The 19,867-nt window shown below is 68.8% G+C and carries 20 protein-coding genes; 12 read left to right on the top strand and 8 right to left on the bottom strand.

The features are described from left to right. Positions 1-16: 16 nt before the first annotated feature. The 7 genes from AB0B82_RS11640 to AB0B82_RS11670 form a co-directional block, all read right to left on the bottom strand. Positions 17-1,567, bottom strand: a complete 1,551-nt coding sequence (locus AB0B82_RS11640) for an extracellular solute-binding protein (RefSeq protein ID WP_360165389.1) — start codon at positions 1,565-1,567, stop codon at positions 17-19. Positions 1,568-1,577: 10 nt separating this feature from the next. Beyond that, positions 1,578-2,195: a DUF624 domain-containing protein gene (locus AB0B82_RS11645; RefSeq protein WP_360165392.1), complete on the bottom strand. Its 618-nt coding sequence runs from the start codon at positions 2,193-2,195 to the stop codon at positions 1,578-1,580. Between the two features lie 131 nt (positions 2,196-2,326). Then, positions 2,327-2,962, bottom strand: a complete 636-nt coding sequence (locus AB0B82_RS11650; protein WP_360165395.1) for a DUF1961 family protein — start codon at positions 2,960-2,962, stop codon at positions 2,327-2,329. Then, positions 2,959-3,975: a LacI family DNA-binding transcriptional regulator gene (locus AB0B82_RS11655; RefSeq protein WP_360165398.1), complete on the bottom strand. Its 1,017-nt coding sequence runs from the start codon at positions 3,973-3,975 to the stop codon at positions 2,959-2,961. The genes AB0B82_RS11650 and AB0B82_RS11655 overlap by 4 nt, the downstream gene beginning before the upstream one ends. Before the next feature lie 177 nt (positions 3,976-4,152). Continuing rightward, the gene (locus AB0B82_RS11660; RefSeq protein WP_360165401.1) at positions 4,153-4,830 is read right to left on the bottom strand and encodes a dihydrofolate reductase family protein; all 678 of its coding nucleotides are present in this window, start codon (positions 4,828-4,830) and stop codon (positions 4,153-4,155) included. Beyond that, on the bottom strand, positions 4,830-5,306 hold the full coding sequence (locus AB0B82_RS11665; protein ID WP_360165404.1) for an SRPBCC family protein: 477 nt from the start codon (positions 5,304-5,306) through the stop codon (positions 4,830-4,832). The genes AB0B82_RS11660 and AB0B82_RS11665 overlap by 1 nt, the downstream gene beginning before the upstream one ends. Further along, positions 5,303-5,647 (bottom strand): metalloregulator ArsR/SmtB family transcription factor, encoded by a 345-nt coding sequence (locus tag AB0B82_RS11670; RefSeq protein WP_360165407.1) that lies wholly within the window; start codon positions 5,645-5,647, stop codon positions 5,303-5,305. The genes AB0B82_RS11665 and AB0B82_RS11670 overlap by 4 nt, the downstream gene beginning before the upstream one ends. A 93-nt stretch (positions 5,648-5,740) precedes the next feature. Between AB0B82_RS11670 and AB0B82_RS11675 the strand changes: the two genes are divergently transcribed. The 11 genes from AB0B82_RS11675 to AB0B82_RS11725 all read left to right on the top strand — a co-directional run bounded on the left by AB0B82_RS11675 (position 5,741) and on the right by AB0B82_RS11725 (position 17,614). Next, positions 5,741-6,199, top strand: a complete 459-nt coding sequence (locus tag AB0B82_RS11675) for a hotdog fold domain-containing protein (protein ID WP_360165410.1) — start codon at positions 5,741-5,743, stop codon at positions 6,197-6,199. A 57-nt stretch (positions 6,200-6,256) separates the two neighbouring features. Continuing rightward, complete coding sequence (locus tag AB0B82_RS11680; RefSeq protein WP_360165412.1) at positions 6,257-7,417, top strand: GNAT family N-acetyltransferase; 1,161 nt, start codon at positions 6,257-6,259, stop codon at positions 7,415-7,417. Between the two features lie 72 nt (positions 7,418-7,489). Beyond that, entirely contained in the window at positions 7,490-8,086 is a 597-nt protein-coding gene (gene ruvC, locus AB0B82_RS11685) for a crossover junction endodeoxyribonuclease RuvC (RefSeq protein WP_360165414.1), read from the top strand. Positions 8,087-8,117: 31 nt separating this feature from the next. Continuing rightward, positions 8,118-8,720: a Holliday junction branch migration protein RuvA gene (gene ruvA, locus AB0B82_RS11690; protein ID WP_360165417.1), complete on the top strand. Its 603-nt coding sequence runs from the start codon at positions 8,118-8,120 to the stop codon at positions 8,718-8,720. Between the two features lie 3 nt (positions 8,721-8,723). Continuing rightward, positions 8,724-9,776: a Holliday junction branch migration DNA helicase RuvB gene (gene ruvB / locus AB0B82_RS11695; protein WP_360165420.1), complete on the top strand. Its 1,053-nt coding sequence runs from the start codon at positions 8,724-8,726 to the stop codon at positions 9,774-9,776. A gap of 285 nt (positions 9,777-10,061) precedes the next feature. Then, entirely contained in the window at positions 10,062-10,541 is a 480-nt protein-coding gene (yajC, locus tag AB0B82_RS11700) for a preprotein translocase subunit YajC (protein ID WP_360165423.1), read from the top strand. Positions 10,542-10,630: 89 nt separating this feature from the next. Continuing rightward, positions 10,631-12,406, top strand: a complete 1,776-nt coding sequence (secD, locus tag AB0B82_RS11705) for a protein translocase subunit SecD (protein ID WP_360165426.1) — start codon at positions 10,631-10,633, stop codon at positions 12,404-12,406. Continuing rightward, a complete protein-coding gene (secF, locus tag AB0B82_RS11710) occupies positions 12,406-13,581 on the top strand; it encodes a protein translocase subunit SecF (protein ID WP_360165429.1) in 1,176 nt (391 codons plus the stop codon). Before secD ends, secF begins: the two co-directional genes overlap by 1 nt. Further along, positions 13,581-14,120, top strand: coding sequence for an adenine phosphoribosyltransferase (locus tag AB0B82_RS11715; protein WP_360165432.1), 540 nt, complete (start codon positions 13,581-13,583; stop codon positions 14,118-14,120). Before secF ends, AB0B82_RS11715 begins: the two co-directional genes overlap by 1 nt. Before the next feature lie 266 nt (positions 14,121-14,386). Continuing rightward, a complete protein-coding gene (locus AB0B82_RS11720; protein WP_360165434.1) occupies positions 14,387-16,645 on the top strand; it encodes a bifunctional (p)ppGpp synthetase/guanosine-3',5'-bis(diphosphate) 3'-pyrophosphohydrolase in 2,259 nt (752 codons plus the stop codon). 33 nt (positions 16,646-16,678) lie between these two features. After that, a complete protein-coding gene (locus AB0B82_RS11725; protein WP_360165437.1) occupies positions 16,679-17,614 on the top strand; it encodes a hypothetical protein in 936 nt (311 codons plus the stop codon). A gap of 29 nt (positions 17,615-17,643) precedes the next feature. Here AB0B82_RS11725 and AB0B82_RS11730 read toward each other — a convergent pair whose 3' ends face one another. After that, entirely contained in the window at positions 17,644-18,870 is a 1,227-nt protein-coding gene (locus AB0B82_RS11730; RefSeq protein WP_360165440.1) for a DUF349 domain-containing protein, read from the bottom strand. A gap of 238 nt (positions 18,871-19,108) precedes the next feature. On the opposite strand from AB0B82_RS11730, the gene AB0B82_RS11735 reads away from it, so the two are divergent. Continuing rightward, positions 19,109-19,798: an MBL fold metallo-hydrolase gene (locus AB0B82_RS11735; protein ID WP_360165443.1), complete on the top strand. Its 690-nt coding sequence runs from the start codon at positions 19,109-19,111 to the stop codon at positions 19,796-19,798. Positions 19,799-19,867 lie beyond the last annotated feature (69 nt).

Raw genomic sequence — 19,867 nt, forward strand, 5'->3', positions numbered from 1 at the left:
CGACGTCCCGGCCCCGTCAGCCGCCGGCCTTGGCGGCCAGGTCGTTGACCTCCTTGACGATGTCCGCACCGCCACTGTCGTACCAGCGCTTGATCTGCGCCTTCAGCTGCTCCTGCGTGATCGCTCCGGACAGGTACTTGATCCGCGCGTCCGGAATGATCGTGTCCAGCGTCTGGCCCTTCGCCACCGCGGTCGGCGCGATGATGCTGAGCGCCGGGTTGAACACCGCGGTCTTCAGGTCCTCGTTCATCAGCACATCGAACTTCTCCCGCATCGTCCGGCTGGCCTCGTCGTTCGGCCGCAGCGCGTACGCGCCGAGCCCGACCGACGCCCGGGTGCCGAGCTGGATGAAGGCCTTGTCGACGTCGTTCTGGATCGCCTTCACCTTCGGGTCGTCCTGGTTGATCGGCACCGCGTACTCGCCGTCGACCGTGAAGTTGCGGCCCTCGATCCCGTTCGTCAGCAGGATCGAGCCCTCCTTCGACTGCAGCTTGTCCAGCGTCTTCAGCACGTCGTCGAGCTGCTCCTCGGTGCGCACGTGCTGCTTGGAGATCGCCATCACCATGTTGTAGCCGGTGAACGGATACGAGTGCTTCTCGCCGTCCGGGCCCTTCAGGTTGCCGACCAGCGTGACCTTGTCGAAGTCCTTCGGGTTCTTCTCCTTGAACAGGTCCAGCAGCTGGGTGGCCCGCACGTTCACGTCGATGATCATGCCGCCCTTGCCCTGCACGAACGGGTCGTTCCAGTTCGCGCTGTCGAGGGTCGCGAAGTCCGGGTTCACCAGGCCTTCCTGCACCCAGTTCCGCAACCACTCGTTCGCCCGCAGGAACTCCGGCGTGTCGAAGCCCGGCACCAGCTTGCCGTCGCGCTCACCCCATCCGTTCGGCGCGCCGAACCAGGTCTCGACGACGTCGTACGGGCTCGCGCTGGCGTAACCGCCCGGCCACTTCGGGATGATCAGCCCGTAGGTGTCCTTCTTGCCGTTGCCGTCCGGGTCCTGCTCGGTGAACGCCTTCGCGATCGCGTACAGATCCTCGACGCTCTGCGGCTCCTTCAGCCCGAGCTTGGCCAGCCAGTCCTTGCGGATCACGATGCCGGAGCGCAGCAGCGGCCGGACCCGGTAGATCCCGTACGTCTTGCCGTTGGTCTGGCTGTTCTTCGCGGTCTGCTCGTTCGACGGCTTGAGGTTCGGGTACTTGTCGAGCTTGCCGGTCAGATCCCAGAACGCGCCGGCCTCGGCCGCCTTCACGAACGACGGGCCCTTCTCGTTCACCACCATCACGTCCGGGATCTTGTCCGAGGCGAGCGTGACGTTGGACTTGTCGCCGTACTCCGCGTTCGGCACCCAGGTGACCTTCAGCTTCTTGCCGATCAGTTTCTCGACCGCCTGCTGCAGTTCCCCGTTCGGGTCCGGCGCGGTGCCGAACAGCGGTGCCATCACCGTCAGCTCCGTGGCGGCCGCCTCGCCGCCGGAGTCGTCACCACCTCCGGAGCAGGCGGAGACGGCGAGCAGTGCCGCCGACAGTGCGGCGGCGACGGCAAGGCGCCGTCGGGACAGGTTCTTCATCGGTTCCCTTTCAGTGACCACTCGGGTGCAGACGCGCGTCGTTCTCGGCGAAGAAGCGCAGGCACAGCCAGGTGTCGAGGTGGATCCAGGCGCCGGCGGCCAGTACGAACCCGAACACCGGGAACTTGACCGACACGAAGGCGATGGTCACCGCGACGAACAGCAGGACCAGCGACGACGCCGGCCGCGCGAGCGCGACCAACGATGCCTTGGGCAACAACATCCGGATCCCGAGGTCGTAGTGCACGGCCATCGGGAACGCGTAGGCGGCGATCAGCCCGAGCGCGACGAGCGCCACCAGGCTGGCCAGCCGGGGGAGTGCCGCTCCGAGCGCGGCGAAGTACAGGTAGTTGCCGATCAGAACGATCGCGGCGGCGAGCAGGGGCAAAACCAGCAGCGTGCCGCGGCGGAACTCGCGACGGAACGCCGCCTGGAAGGCGGGAAAGGCGTGAAACGATTCATCGGATGACCTGCGTCTGGCCAACGAATACGCTGCGAGCGTCGCCGGGCCGATACCCAGAGCGACACCGCCGAGCAGCGTGAAGAGGATCCACAACGCGTTCAGCTTGATCACCCAAAGGACCTCGTCCGCGAAGCTGTACAGCTTGACGGCCCAGCCTGTGTCCATGCCGGTTCCTGCCTGTGTGCGGGGCGAAAAGTGTTGTGACCGTATGGTTGAATCGTCTCAATGTCAAGACCTCGGAAAGCGTTTGTCGCTTCCTGGTCACGGGGCTGCGGAAGGGAACGGTTCGGTGCAGTTCAGGGCTGCGACACGCGCAGATTCGCGTACTCGCCGATCAACGGCGCCATCTGGCGGAAGCCGAGTTTGCCGCCGGGCAGCGGGTTCTCGTCGGACCAGGAGAAACTGACCAGGTCGTTGATCGCGAACGTGATCTCGCCGCGGTGCACCGTCAGCCGCAGGTGGTACGGCGGATCGGCGTCGGCGACGTCCGGGATCGGGTCGGCGCCCTGCGCAACCAGGTGGAACCCGTAGCTCTTGCGCAGGTTGCAGGTGTGGAAGGCCCGCTCGGCCGGCCAGCGCCTGCGGAAGTACGAGACGTGGTAGGTGTCGAGGTCCCCGTGGTGATACTGCTCGTACGGACCGGTGCGCGGCGGCAAGTCGAACAGATCCTCGCCGTTGCGGCCTTTCGCGTGGAAGAACAGGATGCACAGACCGGGCTCCCGGAGCGGCCAGAAGTCCCACTCGACCGTGACGTCCGCGGGGAAGTCCTCGGGACACCACAACACGACGTTCGCGTCCTGTCCGTCCTCGGCGGGTCTCAGGCTCTCCAGCCGCAGCCGGTTCAGCGGGAACGACGTCGCCCCGTCGCCCTCGAGCCGGAATTCGTCGAGGTCGGCGGGGGAGGCGAGCGGGTTCGCGTAGAGCACGCTCATCGGCGGCGTTGGTGGTCGCTGGAGTCGCGGACGATCAGGTCCGGCTGGAAGATCACCTGGCGATGCCGGTGCCGCTCCGCGGACTCCACTTCCTCCTGCAGCAGCTCCATCGCGGTCCGCCCGAGCAGCTCGGCCGGCTGCCGCACGGACGACAGTGGTACGGCCGCAGCGCCCGCGAAGTCGATGTCGTCGTACCCGACGATCGCCATGTCCCGCGGCACCCGGAGCCCGGCCGCCGCCATCGCCTGCAGGAATCCCAGTGCGAGCAGGTCGTTGGCCAGGAACGCCGCGGTCGGCCGCGAGCGCGCCGGCAGCGCGGCGATCCGCTCGCCGACCGCGCGACCCTGCACCGCGCCCATCACGTCGACCTCGTAGAACCGCAGGTCGACCTCGCCGGATTCCTCGACGACCGCGGTGATGCCTTCCTTGCGGTCGGCAACCTGTTGCATCGTGAACGGCCCACCGATGAAGGCGATCCGGCGATGCCCGGCCTCGATCAGGTGGTTCCCGGCGAGACGTCCGCCGAGCTGGTCGTCGACCGACACCGAGCACAGTCCGCGGTCCGCCGTACGGTCCACGAGCACGACCGGCGTACCGCGGTCGACCAGCGCGGTGAGTCGCGGGTCGCGGCTGTCGAACGGGGTGATCAGGATGCCCATCACGCGCTGCTGCTCGAGCTGGTCGAGGTGATGCCCCTCGCGCACCGGGTCGGTCTTGCTGTTGCACAACATCACGACGGTGTCATGGGCGTAGGCGAGCGCCTCGGCGCCTTCGGCGAGGTCGGTGAAGAACGGGTTCGTCACGTCGAGGACGACCAGCCCGACCGTCCGGCTCTTGCCGGCGCGGAGGTGGCGGGCCGCCTCGTTGCGCACGAAGCCGAGCGCGTCGATGCTCTCCTGCACCCGCTTGCGGGTCGCCGGCGCGACGATGGACGGCCGGTTCAAGAAGTTGCTCACGGTCCCCACCGACACCCCGGCCTGCCGCGCAACCTCTTTGATGCTGGGCGTCGCCATCGTCCCCCATCCCAGCCGGTCTGTCCTTCGCCCCGGGGCTTCCTGGAGCGTCTGGCTGAGTCTATCCAGGTCGATTTGAATCGTCTAAATCACCGGGGCGCGGACGTCCAGGTATGCAGAACCCGCCGTTGAGCGGCTCAACGGCGGGCTGTCGCGGGGTTGTGCATACCTGGCCGTTCAGCCGGCTTCGCGTTCGTGGACCGCGTAGGTCAGATAGGTGACGCGGCCGGTGAACTCGGTGTCCCGGGGCTCCAAGGCGATGCGGTCGGCGTTCACCTCGTCGAAGAGGCGGGTGCCGGTGCCGAAGAGCACGGGGGAGACGGTGATCGTGAACTCGTCGATCAAGCCGGCGTTGAGGTACTCGAGGATGGTGGTGGCGCCGCCGGCGATCCGGACGTCGCGCTCACCGGCTGCCTCGCGGGCCTGCTTGAGGGCGGATTCGATGCCGTCGTTGACGAAGTGGAAGGTCGTACCGCCGGGGCGCTCCCACGGTTCGCGTTCGGTGTGGGTGACGACGAAGACCGGGGTGTGGAACGGCGCCTCCTCCGGCCACGCCAACTCGCCGCCGTCGAACATCCGCTTGCCCATGACGCTCGCACCGGTTCGTTCGAACGTCGCCTGGGAGATCTCGTTGTCCCGGTTCTCCGCACCGCCCTCGCCGAGCTTCAGGTTCTCCCGGAAGAATCGCTGCGGGAAGGTCGTCTGATGCAGTTCGCCCCACTGCGCCATCCACCGCCGGACGGCCGGATCGTCGGGCTTTCTCTCAGGGCCGAACATGTCCTCGACCGGCACCTCCGCGGGCGCGATGAACCCGTCCAGCGACATCGTCACGTGGAAGAACACCGTGCCTGCCATCAGTCCTCAGCCCCCAACGAGGTCACGTACGTCGCCAGCTTGGCCAGCGTCTGCCGCCCGCCCTCGACGGCGTGGTACTGCTCGACCGCCTGATCGCGCAGTTCGCGGGTCGGGAACACGGTCCGCAGTTCGACCCGCGTCGCCGTACCCTCCGGCTCGAACGTCAGGACCGACTCGAAAGCGTTCGGGTCGTCGGCCGACTCACCGTGCAGCAATTCGATCCGTTCCGGCGGCGTGATGGCTGTCCAGCGGATCCACTCGGAGTAGTCCGTCCCGTCGGGCCCGTGCATCGTGAAGTCCCACACCCCGCCGACCCCGAACTCGAACGATCGCGTCGTGGTGCTGAACCCCTCCGGACCCCACCACTGCGACAGGTGGCGGACGTCGGTGAACACCTCGAACACCAGTTCCCGCGGGGCGTCCACGATCCTGGAGACGGCCACCTCCCGATCGGCTGTCACTCCTACTTCGCTCACCGCTGTTCCTCCCTGGTCTGTTTGAGCTCCTGTACGTAGGCATCCAGTCGCTCGAAGCTCTCGTTCCAGAACTGCTCGAATCCGCCGGTCCACTCGTGCACCGGCCGCAGCCCACGGGCATCCAGGCCGTACAGCCGCTGCTTCCCGGCTTTGCGGTCCCGCACCAGGCCCACCTCCCGGAGCACCCGGAGATGCTTCGACGTGCCCGGCTGCGTCATCCCGAGCTCCTCGGCGAGCTCGGTCACCGGACGCTCACCCGACCGCAACAGCACCAGGATCTGCCGGCGCTGCGGCTCGGCGATCGCGTTGAACACATCCGACGTCGTCGCTGCCCGGGCCATGCGTAGATCATATGCCCATATGGGAATACGTCAAGCGCAGCGCTCGGCTCGTGCGCTCTTCCCGGTGATGTGACTCGCAAGTAACATGGCGGGATGAGTCAGGTGCTGGGGTTGTGGGAGCGGTTGCGGCGGGTGCCGGGTGGGGGCTGGGTGTTCTCCCAGGGGTTCGCGTGGAAGGCGCCGTACTTTCGGTCGGTGCGGCCGCGGTTCGTGCAGGTGAGTCCGAACTTCGCGGCGTTGACCGTGCCGAAGCGACGGGCGGTGCTGAATCACATCGGGACCGTGCATGCGATTGCCGTGTGCAACGGTCTGGAGGCGGCGATGGGCGCGCTCGCGGAGGCGACCGTACCGGCGGGCAAGCGCTGGCTGCCGAAGGGGATGGAGGTCGCGTACCTCGCCAAGTCGACGTCCGACCTGACTTGTACCGCCGAGACCGACCCGGCCGCCTGGACCGCAGGCCCCGACGTACCCGTGCGGGTCCGGGCGACCCGCGACGACGGCACGGTCGTCGTCGCGGGCACGATCCACCTGTGGGTGACGGACAGGAAGTAGCCGGCAGGCGACGAAAGTACCCAGCGAGACGGCGGCTCGGCGACGTAAGGTCTGCGGGTGACCGAGCTGCGGGTGGTGGATGTTGCCGAGGATCAGTTGGACGACGTGTTCGAGGTACGGACGCGGTCGTTCGGCCCGGGCGGTGACAAGGAGGAATGGAAAGAGTCGGCGCGGACCTTCATCGCCGACGGGCGCTACCTCGGCGTCCAGGACGGTGACACGGTGGTCGCGGCGGCGCGGATCTGGCCGTTCGAGCAGTGGTGGAGCGGACGCCGCGTGGGCAACGGCGGTGTGGCCGGCGTCGTCGTCGCGCCGGAGTACCGCGGCCGCGGGGTCGGGAGCCTGTTGATGCGCGCGGTGTTGCAGCGGTGTGTCGACAAGGGCTGTCCGTTGACGTCGCTGTATCCCGCGACGACAGTCCTCTACCGGCACCTTGGGTACGAGTTCGCCGGCAGCAAGCACGAGTACACCTTCCAGGCCGCGGATCTGCGCACCCTGGGCGGCGGCGGTACGGCGGTCCGCAAAGCCGGACCGGGCGACGCGGACTTGTTCATCGAGCTCGCCTCGAAGGTCAACGAGCAGCGGCGTACGAACGGCCCGCTGATCTGGCCGCGCCGGGAGGTCGAATCCTGGCTGAAGGACGACAACAACTTCGCGTACGTCGCCGAGGACGGATTCGTCGTCTACCGGTGGTCCGACGGCAACCTGGCCGTCGAGGAACTCGTCGCGGGCTCGGAGGAGACCACCCGCGCGCTCTGGGCGACCGTGGGCTCGGGGTCGTCGATCGCGAAGACGGTCAGCGCGTGCGTCCCGCCGTTCGACCCGATCCACTTCCTGGCCGAGCACGAGGCCACCAGGCAGGCCCACCAGACCCGGTGGATGCTGCGCCTCGTCGACGCCCCGGCCGCGCTCGCGGCCCGCGGGTTCGCGAACAGCGCCGTACTCGAGGCGGATTTGCGCATCGACGACCCCGACGTCCCGGCGAACACCGGCGATTGGCACCTGTCGGTCCATGACGGATCCGCCGAACTCACGCCGAGCGAGCCCGTCGACGGAGCCGTCCGGCTCGGCCCGCGGGGCCTGGCCGCGCTGTACGCCGGTACGCCGTTCGCAACGCTCCGTGGCACCGGACTGGCGTCCGGGGGTGTGCCCGAGCTCGATGCGGCGCTGGACGCTGCGTTCGGTGGACAGCCGGCGTACATGCTCGACGACTTCTGAGTTCGGCGCGTCGGTTGCGGTCCGCGGGACGCCTCCGCTTAGGGTTGTCGAACAAACGTTCGGAGGTGGTCCATGCGGGTGCTCGGCGTCGACCCTGGTCTGACCCGGTGCGGCCTCGGCGTGGTCGAGGGGACCCCGGGGAAACCGCCGGCGCTGGTCGCCGTCGGGGTGATCCGGACGCCGGCCGACCTTGATGTGTCGAAGCGCCTGGTGCGGATCGAGGAGGAGCTCGACGAGTGGATCGCCCGGCACCAGCCGGACGCGGTCGCGGTCGAGCGGGTGTTCGCTCAGCACAACGTCCGGACCGTGATGGGGACGGCGCAGGCGTCCGGGGTCGCGATGGTGGTCGCGGCCCGGCGCGGGCTGCCGGTCGCACTGCACACCCCGAGCGAGGTGAAGGCCGCGGTCACCGGGTCGGGGCGCGCGGACAAGGAGCAGGTGACCACGATGGTGACCCGGATCCTCAAGCTGAGCGAGCGGCCGACCCCCGCGGACGCCGCCGATGCCTTGGCGCTGGCGATCTGCCAGGTCTGGCGCGGCGGGGTGGCGAGCAAGCTGCAGCAGGCGGCCACCACCCGGTCGCACCTGGAGGCCGCCGCGCAGGCGCAGTCGCGGCTGCAGCTGGCGAGACTGCGGGCCGCGGTCGCGGCTCAACAAGGCAAGCAGTGAGCACGAAGATGAACGGGCTTGGAGGTTGGCGATGATCGCCTTTGTGCGTGGGCCGGTGGCGGCCATCGGTGTGGACAGCGCCGTCGTCGAGGTCGGGGGAGTGGGCCTGCAGGTGTACTGCGACCCGGGCACGCTGGCCGGCCTCCGGCCGGGGCAGGAGGCCCGGATCTCGACGTCGATGGTGGTCCGCGAGGATTCGCTGACGTTGTACGGGTTCGCCGACGACGACGCGAAGAACCTGTTCGAGCTGCTGCAGACCGCGTCCGGCGTCGGGCCGAAGCTCGCCCAGGCCGCGCTCGCGGTGCTCAACCCGGATCAACTGCGGCAGGCGGTCGCGACCGAGGATCTCGCCGTACTCGTGAAGGTGCCGGGCATCGGCAAGAAGGGTGCGCAGCGCATCGTGCTGGAGCTCAAGGACAAGATCGGTGCACCGTCGAAGACCGTGACCGGGCGGCCGCTGCAGACGCAGGAGGCTTGGCGCGAGCAGGTGCACGCCGGCCTGGTCGGCCTGGGCTGGTCGGCGCGCGATGCCGAGGACGCGGTCACCGCCGTGTCGCCGCTGGCCGCCGACAACCCGAACCCGTCCGTCCCCGACCTGCTGCGTGCCGCGCTGCGCGTGCTCTCCAAGGCGTAAGAGATGGAAGACAACGTTCGCCCGCTGGTCTCCGCGGATGCGGTCGACCTGGAGGAGCGCAAGATCGAGTCCGCGCTCCGGCCGCGCACGCTGGCCGAGTTCGGCGGTCAGCGGCGGGTCAGCGAGCAGCTCGAGCTGGTGCTGCACGCCGCCCGCGGCCGCAACCGCGCCCCGGACCACGTGCTGCTCTCCGGCCCGCCCGGCCTGGGCAAGACCACGCTCGCGATGATCATCGCCAGCGAACTGTCGGCACCGCTGCGGGTGACCAGCGGTCCGGCGATCCAGCACGCCGGCGACCTGGCCGCGATCCTGTCCGGGCTCAGCGAGGGCGAGGTGCTGTTCCTGGACGAGATCCACCGGATGTCGCGGCCGGCCGAAGAGCTGCTCTACATGGCGATGGAGGACTTCCGGGTCGACGTGATCGTCGGCAAGGGTCCCGGCGCCACCGCAATTCCGCTCGAGATCCCGCCGTTCACGCTGGTCGGTGCGACCACCCGGGCCGGTCTGCTGCCGGGGCCGCTGCGGGACCGGTTCGGCTTCACCGGTCACCTGGAGTTCTACGACGCCGCCGAGCTGGAGAAGATCGTGAACCGGTCGGCCACCCTGCTCGAGGTCGACATCACGCCGGAAGGTGCGAGCGAGATCGCGTCCCGGTCCCGCGGTACGCCGCGGATCGCGAACCGGCTGCTCCGCCGGGTGCGCGACTACGCCGAGGTTCGCGCGGACGGCATCATCACGCTCGCGCTGTCCAAGGCCGCCCTCGATCTGTACGAGGTCGACAGGATGGGTCTGGACCGGCTCGACCGGGCCGTTCTGGACGCGTTGTGTCGCCGGTTCGGCGGCGGACCGGTCGGTCTGTCGACGCTGGCGGTTGCGGTCGGCGAGGAACGTGAGACCGTGGAGGAAGTAGCGGAACCTTTCCTGGTCCGATCGGGTTACCTGGCGCGGACGCCGCGTGGCCGGGTGGCCACGCCCGCGGCCTGGCGGCACATCGGCCTGAAGGTACCGAAGGGCGCGACGTTCGCGGACACGCTCTTCGACACCGACGAGGACTGACCGGCCGGGGAGACGTCCGTACCCAACTGAAGACAAGCGCACCGTCCGGGAACGTCCACGGGCGCTGAAGCGTAGACACTGCGAGATGGTGCAGTGCAGCGACAGCGCAGCAACAGTGCAGCAACAGTGCGTGGTGAGTAACTCAAACGTGACCCGGTGTCATGAGGCAGTTGTTGACACTCAGGGTTAGACTCCCCGGTGGCCTGACCTCCAGGTCGTCCGCTGCGACCTGCGCGTTCGTGCAGGGCCCGCTTACCACCGACCGACGAAGGATTCTGAGACCCGATGCAACTCCTCGCCGTACCGATGGCCTCCTCCGGGGGTGGCGGTGGCATCACGCTGCTGCTTCCGCTGATCCTGATCGTCGGAATGATCTGGTTCATGAGCCGCACGCAGAAGAAGCAGCGCCAGCGGCAGGCCGAGACCGTCGCCGCGCTGCAGCCGGGCACCAAGGTGATCACCACCAGCGGCCTGGTCGGCATCGTCGAGGAGACCGACGACGAGTACGTGACGCTGGAGATCTCCGACGGTGTCCTCGTGCAGGTGGTCAAGGCCGCGATCGGCCGGGTCATCCCTGACGACGACACCGACAACAGCATCGACGAAGCCGCCGACGAGGCGGTCACCACCGACGACACCACCGACGACACCACCGACACCTCTGACGCTGCGAAGGTCGATGTTCCGGACGCCAAGTCCGGTGAGCAGGCCGCGGGCAAGGTGCAGGACTCGCCGAAGCTGCCGCCGACGCACACCGAGAACTGATTTCGTCCTGACCCAACGGCCTGCGGCGCGGACCCCGGCGTCCTTCGGACGCTGCGGCGTGCCCAGAAGTACAAAGGTTGACAACTGACGTGGCAACGAGTTCGACATCCCGCCCCGGGCGGAGCCTGATCGGCCTACTGGTCGTCGTGGTGCTGCTGCTCGGGGTGATGGCGCTGACCAAGACCTGGACGCCCAAGCTCGGGCTGGACCTCCGGGGCGGCACCACCATCACGCTGACCGCGAGCACCATCGACGGCAGCGGCAAGGTCACCGCCGAGCAGCTGAACGAAGCGAAGAACATCATCAGCCAGCGGGTCAACGGTGCGGGTGTCGCCGAGGCCGACATCACCACCTCCGGGGCCAACCACATCAATGTGGCCGTCCCCGGCGCCACGAAGGAATCCCTGGTGTCGCAGGTCGGCCAGACCGCCCTGCTGTACTTCCGGGTCGTGTACGACGCGCAGGCTGCCGCGCCGCCGCCGCAGCCCTCCGCCACACCGAAGCCGGGTACGACGCCGAGTACGACACCGGGTACGAAACCCAGTACCACGCCGAAGCCGGGTACGACGATCAAGCCGAGCGCGCCCCCGACCAGTACGCCGAAGGGCCGTGCCTGGTCGAGCGCGCTGGGCGAGGCCACGCCGACACCGACGCCCAAGCCGAGTACGACGCCGTCGGCCACGCCCTCCGCCACTCCGTCAGCCACGCCGTCGACGCCGGCCGCCAACGGCAGCGACCCGTTGAACTACACGCCGGACGCCGCGACCCAGGCCGCGTTCGCGGCGTTCAAGTGCGGTGACAAGCAGGTCGACGACCCGAACAAGGCGATATTCTCCTGCGACCGCGACGGTACGTACAAGTACCTGCTCGGGCCGGCGATCCTGAAGGGCACCGACCTGTCGGACGCCTCCGCCGGCATCCCGCAGAACGGCCTGCAGTGGCAGGTCGACCTGAAGTTCACCGGCGAGGGCGGCGAGAAGTTCCTCAAGGCCACCGAGGCGATCTCGAAGCGCGGCCAGGGCCAGAACCTGTTCGCGATCGTGCTGGACGGCGAGACGATCTCGACGCCGAGCGTCAACAACCCGATCCCGGGTGGTCAGGCCCAGATCACCGGTACGTTCACCGAGGCCGAGGCCCGCGACCTGGCCAACGTGCTGAAATACGGTGCGCTGCCGGTGAAGTTCGACATCTCCTCGGTCGAGACGGTGTCGCCGCAGCTCGGTGGTGACCAGCTCTCGGCCGGTATCTGGGCGGGTGTGATCGGCCTGGCGCTGGTCGTCCTGTTCTGCTTCCTGTACTACCGCGGCCTCGGCATCGTCGTGGTCCTGTCGCTGCTCGCGGCCGCTGTGCTGACCGGATCGCTGGTGATCCTGCTCGGCAAGGCGATCGGGTTCACGCTGACCCTGGCCGGTATCGCCGGTCTGATCGTCGCGGTCGGTATCACCGCGGACTCGTTCATCATCTACTTCGAACGGCTGCGGGACGAGGTCCGTGAGGGCCGCAGCCTGCGGTCGTCGGTCGAGACCGGGTGGGCCCGCGCCAAGCACACGATCATCGCGGCCGACTCGATCTCGCTGCTGGCCGCGATCGTGCTGTACGTGCTCGCGATCGGCAGCGTCCGCGGCTTCGCGTTCACGCTCGGCCTGACCACGCTGATCGACCTGGTCGTGGTGTTCCTGTTCACCAAGCCGCTGGTCTCGCTGCTGGCCCGGACCGACTTCTTCGGCCACGGGCACAAGCTGTCCGGTCTGGATCCCGAGCATCTCGGGGTCGAACGCCTGCCCGGGCAGATGAAGCCGGAAGCCCGGCCGGGCCGCTCGCGCCGGACGCCGTCCACGCACAAGCCGGTCGGAGGGGAGGTCTGATGTCGAAGCTCGGACAGCTCGGTGCCAAGCTGCACCGCGGCGAGGTCTCCTACGACTTCGTCGGCCACCGCAAGTTCTGGTTCAGCCTCTCGGCGATCCTGGTGCTGATCTCGCTGGGCGGCCTGTTCGCCCGCGGCTTGGCGCTCGGGATCGAGTTCCGCGGCGGCGTCGAGTACGAGGCGAAGGTCGCGGTCACCAGCAACACCGTGCAGGACTTCACCGAGGCGGTGAAGGCGACCAACGCCGAGAACCTCGGTGACCCGGTGGTCACCACGATCAACAACGAGAAGGTCCGGATCCAGACCAAGCCGCTGGACCAGGCCGACATCGGCAAGGTCCGCGAGGCGATCGCGCAGGAGGCCGGCGTCCCGGCCGATCAGGTCACGTCCCAGCAGATCGGTGCCTCCTGGGGCAAGCAGATCGCCGACAAGGCGATCATGGCGCTGGTCGTGTTCCTGGTCCTGGTGTTCGCGGTGATCTGGCTGTACTTCCGCGAGGCCAAGGCCTCGATGGCCGCGATCATCGCGCTGATCCACGACGTCACGATCACGGTCGGTATCTACGCGCTGATCGGCTTCGACGTCACGCCGGCCACCGTGATCGGCGTCCTGACGATCCTCGGGTACTCGCTGTACGACACGGTCGTCGTGTTCGACAAGGTCCGCGAGAACACCCGCGGCATCACCGGATCCAACCGTTTCACCTACTCGGACGCGACGAATCTGGCGGTCAACCAGACCGTCGTCCGGTCGATCAACACCACGGTCACGGCGCTGCTGCCGGTCGGCGCGATCCTGGTCGTCGGCACGGTCGTGCTCGGTACCGGTCCGCTCAAGGACCTGTCGCTGGCGCTGTTCGTCGGTATCGCTGTCGGTGCGTACTCGTCGATCTTCATCGCGCCGTCGCTGCTCGCGGTCTTCAAGGAGCGCGAGCCGGGCATGCAGGCGCTGAGCAAGCGGGTGGCGGCGAAGCGGGCGCAGGTCGCCGCTTCGGGTGGTCTCGCGACGGCCGGTGCGTCGGTCGGCGGTGCTGCGCGGTCCGCCGTACCGGCTGCGCCGCGGACGCCGGACCGGTCGAAGGGCGCGGCTCCGACCGCGTCGGCGCGGCCGATGAAGTCCACGGCGGCCGGCCGCCCGCAGCCGACCCGCAAGCCCCGGTCGAAGCGCGGTAAGTGATGCGGTCGCTCGAGCAGGTCCTGTCGGACGGCATCCGCGACATTCCGGACTACCCGCAGACGGGGGTGGTGTTCAAGGACATCACCCCGCTGCTGGCCGACCACACCGGGTTCACCCAGGTGGTCGAGGCGCTGGCCGCGGCGGGCAAGGACGACGACGGCAACCCGGTCGTCGACAAGGTGGTCGGGATCGAGGCCCGCGGCTTCATCCTGGCCGCCCCGGTCGCGCTCGCGCTCGGTGCCGGGTTCGTCCCGGTGCGCAAGAAGGGCAAGCTGCCGGCCGCGACGTACGAGGAGTCGTACGCGCTGGAGTACGGCGAGGCGACGATCGAGGTGCACCAGGACGCGTTCGCGTCCGGGGACCGCGTGCTCGTGATCGACGACGTGCTGGCGACCGGAGGTACTGTGGAAGCGTGCCTGCGGCTGATCCGGCGTTGTGGCGCCGACGTGGTCGGTACGGCGGTGCTGCTGGAGCTCTCGTTCCTCCCGGGACGTCAGCGGCTGAGCGGTGAGCACGTCAGTGCTCTGGTGACCGTCTGACCCGACGTCGAGGTCCGCTTTCGGGCAAACTGTGTGTGTCCGGAAGTTGACTCGGCGTGTTGTCCACAGCCGGTTCTGCCTCGTTGGCGCGAGACCTCTAGACTGGTGGCCTGTCGGCGGAGGGACACAACGTGGGCGAAGACCCGGCGATGACATCTGCGGTATCCAACGCAGTACCGCAGGAGCCTGAGCGCGCGCCGGCACCGGCGCGTCCGGCTCCCGTGTCCAAGCCGGCGCCCCAGCCCCCAGCGACCCAGCAACCGCGGATGGCACCGGCCCGGGTCCGGGCCCGGCTGGCCCGTCTCGGCGGGACCCGGCATCCGAATCGGGCGCCGATGCTCGAGCCGCTGTTCCGGGTGGTCCGCGCGACGCATCCGAAGGCGGATCTCGCGCTGATCGAGCGGGCGTACCGGACCGCGGAGAAGTACCACGCCGGCCAGATGCGCAAGAGCGGCGATGCGTACATCACGCATCCGCTCGCGGTCGCGACGATCCTCGCCGAGCTCGGTATGACCACCACCACGCTGTGCGCCGCGCTGCTCCACGACACCGTCGAGGACACGCCGTACACGGTCGAGGAGCTGACCCGTGACTTCGGCGAAGAGATCGCCATGCTGGTCGACGGCGTCACCAAACTCGACAAGGTGCGGTACGGCGAGTCCGCGCAGGCCGAGACCATCCGCAAGATGGTCGTGGCGATGTCGAAGGACATCCGGGTGCTGGTGATCAAGCTCGCCGACCGGCTGCACAACATGCGCACGCTCGGCTTCCTGCGGCAGGAGAAGCAGGAGAAGAAGGCGCGCGAGACGCTGGAGATCTACGCCCCGCTGGCGCACCGGCTGGGTATGAACACGATCAAGTGGGAGCTCGAGGATCTCGCGTTCTCCACGCTGCACCCGAAGGTGTACGACGAGATCGTCCGGCTGGTCGCCGAGCGCGCACCGTCCCGCGACGAGTACCTGGCGAAGGTGATCGACCAGGTCCACGAGGACCTGCGTGCCGCCAAGGTGAAGGCGACCGTCACCGGCCGGCCGAAGCACTACTACTCGATCTACCAGAAGATGATCGTCCGCGGCCGCGAGTTCTCCGACATCTACGACCTGGTCGGCATCCGGGTCCTGGTCGAGTCGGTCCGCGACTGTTACGCCGCCCTCGGCATCCTGCACGCGCGGTGGAATCCGGTCCCCGGCCGGTTCAAGGACTACATCGCGATGCCGAAGTTCAACATGTACCAGTCGCTGCACACCACGGTGATCGGTCCGCAGGGCAAGCCGGTCGAGCTGCAGATCCGCTCGTTCTCGATGCACCGCCGCGCGGAGTACGGCATCGCGGCGCACTGGAAGTACAAGGAGGACCCGACCTCCGCGGCCCCGGCGATGCCGAGCGCGGACAGCGGCGGGCCGAACGAGATGCCCTGGGTGCGGCAGCTCGTCGACTGGCAGCGCGAGACCTCCGACCCGTCGGAGTTCCTCGACTCGCTGCGGTTCGAGATCAACAACTCCGAGGTGTACGTCTTCACGCCGCGCGGTGACGTGATGTCGCTGCCGGCCGGCTCGTCCCCGGTGGACTTCGCGTACGCGATCCACACCGAGGTCGGCCACCGCTGCATCGGCGCCCGGGTGAACGGCCGCCTGGTCCCGCTGGAGAGCACCCTGGAGAACGGCGACGTCGTCGAGGTGTTCACCTCGAAGGCGCAGGGCGCCGGGCCGTCGCGCGACTGGCTGACGTTCGTCAAGAGCCCCCGCGCACGGAACAAGATCAAGCACTGGTTCTCCAAGGAGCGCCGCGACGAGGCGATCGAGCACGGCAAGGACGCGATCGCCAAGCAGCTCCGCAAGGAAGGCCTGCCGCTGCAGCGCCTGCTGTCGCACGAGACCCTCACCGCGGTCGCGAACTCGCTGCGCTACCCCGACGTCACCGGCCTGTACGCCGCGGTCGGCGAGCAGCACGTCAGCGCGCAAGCCGTCGTACGCCGCCTGATCGAGACCTACGGTGGCGAGGAAGGCGCGGCCGAGGACCTCGCCGAGGGCCTGCGGCTGCCGCAGTCCCGCGAGCGGCGGAAGCGGACCGCGCGCGGCGACGCCGGCGTCATCGTCAAGGGCGCCACCGACGTGCTCTCCAAGCTCGCCCGGTGCTGTACACCGGTGCCGGGTGACGAGATCATCGGCTGGATCACCCGCGGCGCGGGCGTCTCGGTGCACCGCTCCGACTGCGCCAACGTCGAGAACCTGAAGACCCAGCCCGAGCGCATCGTCGAGGTCGAGTGGGCGCCGACGGCGCAGTCGCTCTTCCTGGTCGCCATCCAGGTCGAGGCGCTGGACCGGGCGCGGCTGCTCTCCGACATCACCCGAGTGCTGTCGGACTACCACGTCAACATCCTGTCCGCGGCCCTGACAACTACCCGCGACCGGATCGCGAAATCCCGCTTCACCTTCGAAATGGGCGACCCGACCCACCTGGGCCACGTGCTCAAGGCGGTTCGCTCGGTTGAGGGCGTCTTCGACGTGTACCGCGTGACCCAGTAGCCCGGGGTCGTACAGCTGGGGCACAGTGCGGGTATGAGCGGTGGTGTTCTGGGACGGCGCGGGATGCTGCTCGCCGGCGTCGGCGTACTGGCGGGGTGCAGCGGGTCGTCGTCGGGTGCCGCGGATGGGCGGGGGACATCGGTTCCTACGCCGACCGTGTCTGGTGCCAGCCGGAGCTCACCGGCCGCCGGGTCGCCGTCGCCTAACTCGCCTGGATCGCCTGGGTCGGCCGCACCGACGGTCGCGCTGCCGTCGGTGCGGTCCTGGGCGCCGGGTCCGGGCGAGATCGAGCCCGCCGCCAAACGCGTGGCGGTGGCGGCTGCCGTGCAGTTGCTGCGACCGCGAGGTACGCGCGGGGTGGTCGAGGTCATCGACGCGCAGTACGGCGGGATCCTGACCGACACCGCCAGCGTGCTGGTGCCGTGCCGCGTCTACACGATCGTCAGCGGCCGGGTGGTCACCGGCGGCGCGACGGTCGACGTACGGCTGACCAAGAATCAGGGAAGCTGGCGGGTGACCGCAACCCACCCGTCCCGTCCCGGTCCCGCAGCGCCGCGCCTGTCGGCCGCCGCACGCCAGGTGCTCGCCAACGAGCGCATCCTGCTCCCACCGGCATCCGCCGCGGACATCCGCTCCGGTCAGGTCCACGACACGGTCCTGAGGGCGATGCTCGAGCTTGCCACGACGTACCAGATCGGCGTCAGCGTGATCCGCTCCGGCCATCCCCGCAACGTCTTCGGCACGAACCGCCGCAGCGACCACCCCCAAGGCCGAGCCTTCGACACCTGGCAGATCAACGGCCGCGCCGTCGTCGCGCCGTCCACACCCCGCTCCCTGATCACTTCCTACCTGCGAGCCTCAGCAGCCGCAGGGTCCTACAACGTAGGCGGTCCCTACCAACTCGCCGGCGCCACCTACTTCTCCGACCGAACCCACCAAGACCACACCCACGCCGGCTTCCGCCCCTGACGGACCCGCCCGCCTCGACCCCGACCGTGTCAGCTGAAGTCGGAGAGGGCGTTCTGGGCCTGGGTGAGCCATTCGCGGCGGGCCGCGATGGCTTCGCGGGCCTCGGTCGCTTTGCGGGTGTTGCCCTGGGACTCGTACTTGGCGGCTTGCTTCTCGAGGTCGGCGATCAGCGACTGGAGTTGCTTGACGGTGGCTTCGGCGCGGGCGCGGGCCTCCGGGTTGCTGCGGTTCCAGACCTCGTCCTCGGCGGCCTTGACGGCCTGTTCGACGGCGCGCAGGCGGGCGTCGATGGCGCGCATCGAGTCGCGCGGGACCTTGCCGATCTGGTCCCAGCGGTCCAGGTACTCGCGGAGCTGCTCGCGCGCGGCGCGCGCGTCCTGGACCGGAAGGATGCTCTCGATCTCGACCAGCAGAGCTTCTTTGGCTTTGAGGTTCTCTACCTGCTCGGCGTTCTCCTCGGCCTGGGCCGCGTCGCGGGCGCCGAAGAACTGGTCCTGCGCCGCCCGGAACCGGGCCCACAGCTTGTCGTCGACCTCGCGCGGCGCCGGGCCGGCGGCCTTCCACTGCCGCATCAGATCGCGGAACCGGCCGGACGTCGGGCCCCACTCGGTGGACGACGCCAGCGACTCCGCCTCGGCCGCGAGGCGTTCCTTCACCAGGGCGGCCTCCTCGCGCTTGGATGAGAGTTCGGCGAAGTGCTGCTTACGATGCCGGGTGTACGTCGTCCGTGCGGACGAGAAGCGGTGCCACAGCTCGTCGTCGGAGGACTTGTCGAGCCGGGGGAGGGCCTTCCACTCCTCGAGCAGCTCCCGCAGCCGGGTGACGCCGTGCCGCCAGTCGGTGCCGGCCGCGATGGTCTCGGCTTCGGTGGCGATCTTGGTCTTCGCGGCGCGGGCCTCCTCGATCCGGGCCGCGCGTTCGGCCTTGCGGCGTTCCCGCTGCTGGGCGACGAGCGGGGTGAGGGCCTCGAGGCGGGCGAGCAGCCCGTCCAGGTCGCCGACCGCCTGCGCATCGTGGATCGTGCCGGCCACCTTCTTGACCGCGGCCCGGGCGTCGTCGGGCGAGACGGTGCCCGCCTGGACGCGCTGTTCGAGCAGTTCGACCTCGAACGCCAATGCCTCGTACCGGCGGGTGTAGAACGCGAGCGCCTCTTCGGGGTTCGCGTCCGGCCACTGGCCGACCGCCCGTTCACCGTCCTTCGTCCGTACGAAGACCGTTCCGTCCTCGGCTACCCGGCCCCAGCTCTGTCCGGCCACAACTCGCCCCTTCCGGCGGTATGCACTGCGCTCGTGCCCATTCTGGTCAGTTACCGGTCCAACCCTGGTGAACGAACCAGCCCGGGCGCGTCGAGCTGCCTTTCTCGACGCTTATCCCTGAACAATCACAAACTCCCCGCTCGGGCGCAACGGTGTTCCATCACAATCCGGTGCGAAGTCCACTCCGATCGACCGGTAGCCTTGGTAGGTCCCGAACCCAGTTCCAGGAAGGTCAGTCGTGCTCATCGCCGGGTTCCCCGCGGGTGCGTGGGGTACGAACTGCTACGTCGTCGCCACCGGCCAGGGCGCGGAATGCATCGTTGTCGACCCTGGGATGGATGCCACGCCCGGCGTCGAGCAGGTGGTCCGGGAGAACAAGCTCAAACCGGTCGCGGTGCTGCTCACGCACGGTCACATCGACCACATGTTCTCGGTCGTCCCGGTGTGCGGGACGTACGACGCGACCGCCTGGATCCACCCGGACGACCGGCACCTGCTCGCCGACCCGATGGCCGGAATCAGCCCGGAGACGGCCCGGATGCTGCTCGGCGGCGACCACAAGTTCGCCGAGCCGGACGACGTCGCGGAGCTGGCCGACGGGCAGTCGCTGGAGCTCGCGGGGCTGACCTTCACCGTCGACCACACCCCTGGTCACACCCGCGGGTCGGTCACCTTCACCACGCCGTACACCGGGCCGGAAGACGTGCCGGCGGTGCTGTTCTCCGGTGACGTGTTGTTCGCCGGGTCGATCGGCCGGACGGATCTGCCCGGCGGCGACCATCCGACGATGCTGCATACGTTGGCCACCAAGATCCTGCCGATGCGCGACGAAATCGTCGTCCTGCCGGGTCATGGTGGCCAGACCACGATCGGCCGGGAGAAGGCGACCAACCCCTACTTGCAGGACCTGGAGATTCCACAACCATGACCGAGCGCAGCGAGGGCATCATTCAACACAGAGCAACTTGTACCTCATCGGCGCCCGCAGCGAAGCGAG

The organism is Kribbella sp. NPDC048915, assembly GCF_040649595.1.
GTDB lineage: Bacteria > Actinomycetota > Actinomycetes > Propionibacteriales > Kribbellaceae > Kribbella.

Coding starts and splice junctions, on each gene's coding strand:
- AB0B82_RS11640 (WP_360165389.1), bottom strand. CDS start 1,567: ATGAAGAACCTGTCCCGACGGCGCCTTGCCGTCGCCGCCGCACTGTCG.
- AB0B82_RS11645 (WP_360165392.1), bottom strand. CDS start 2,195: ATGGACACAGGCTGGGCCGTCAAGCTGTACAGCTTCGCGGACGAGGTC.
- AB0B82_RS11650 (WP_360165395.1), bottom strand. CDS start 2,962: ATGAGCGTGCTCTACGCGAACCCGCTCGCCTCCCCCGCCGACCTCGAC.
- AB0B82_RS11655 (WP_360165398.1), bottom strand. CDS start 3,975: ATGGCGACGCCCAGCATCAAAGAGGTTGCGCGGCAGGCCGGGGTGTCG.
- AB0B82_RS11660 (WP_360165401.1), bottom strand. CDS start 4,830: ATGGCAGGCACGGTGTTCTTCCACGTGACGATGTCGCTGGACGGGTTC.
- AB0B82_RS11670 (WP_360165407.1), bottom strand. CDS start 5,647: ATGGCCCGGGCAGCGACGACGTCGGATGTGTTCAACGCGATCGCCGAG.
- AB0B82_RS11675 (WP_360165410.1), top strand. CDS start 5,741: ATGAGTCAGGTGCTGGGGTTGTGGGAGCGGTTGCGGCGGGTGCCGGGT.
- ruvC (WP_360165414.1), top strand. CDS start 7,490: ATGCGGGTGCTCGGCGTCGACCCTGGTCTGACCCGGTGCGGCCTCGGC.
- ruvA (WP_360165417.1), top strand. CDS start 8,118: ATGATCGCCTTTGTGCGTGGGCCGGTGGCGGCCATCGGTGTGGACAGC.
- ruvB (WP_360165420.1), top strand. CDS start 8,724: ATGGAAGACAACGTTCGCCCGCTGGTCTCCGCGGATGCGGTCGACCTG.
- yajC (WP_360165423.1), top strand. CDS start 10,062: ATGCAACTCCTCGCCGTACCGATGGCCTCCTCCGGGGGTGGCGGTGGC.
- secF (WP_360165429.1), top strand. CDS start 12,406: ATGTCGAAGCTCGGACAGCTCGGTGCCAAGCTGCACCGCGGCGAGGTC.
- AB0B82_RS11715 (WP_360165432.1), top strand. CDS start 13,581: ATGCGGTCGCTCGAGCAGGTCCTGTCGGACGGCATCCGCGACATTCCG.
- AB0B82_RS11720 (WP_360165434.1), top strand. CDS start 14,387: ATGGCACCGGCCCGGGTCCGGGCCCGGCTGGCCCGTCTCGGCGGGACC.
- AB0B82_RS11725 (WP_360165437.1), top strand. CDS start 16,679: ATGAGCGGTGGTGTTCTGGGACGGCGCGGGATGCTGCTCGCCGGCGTC.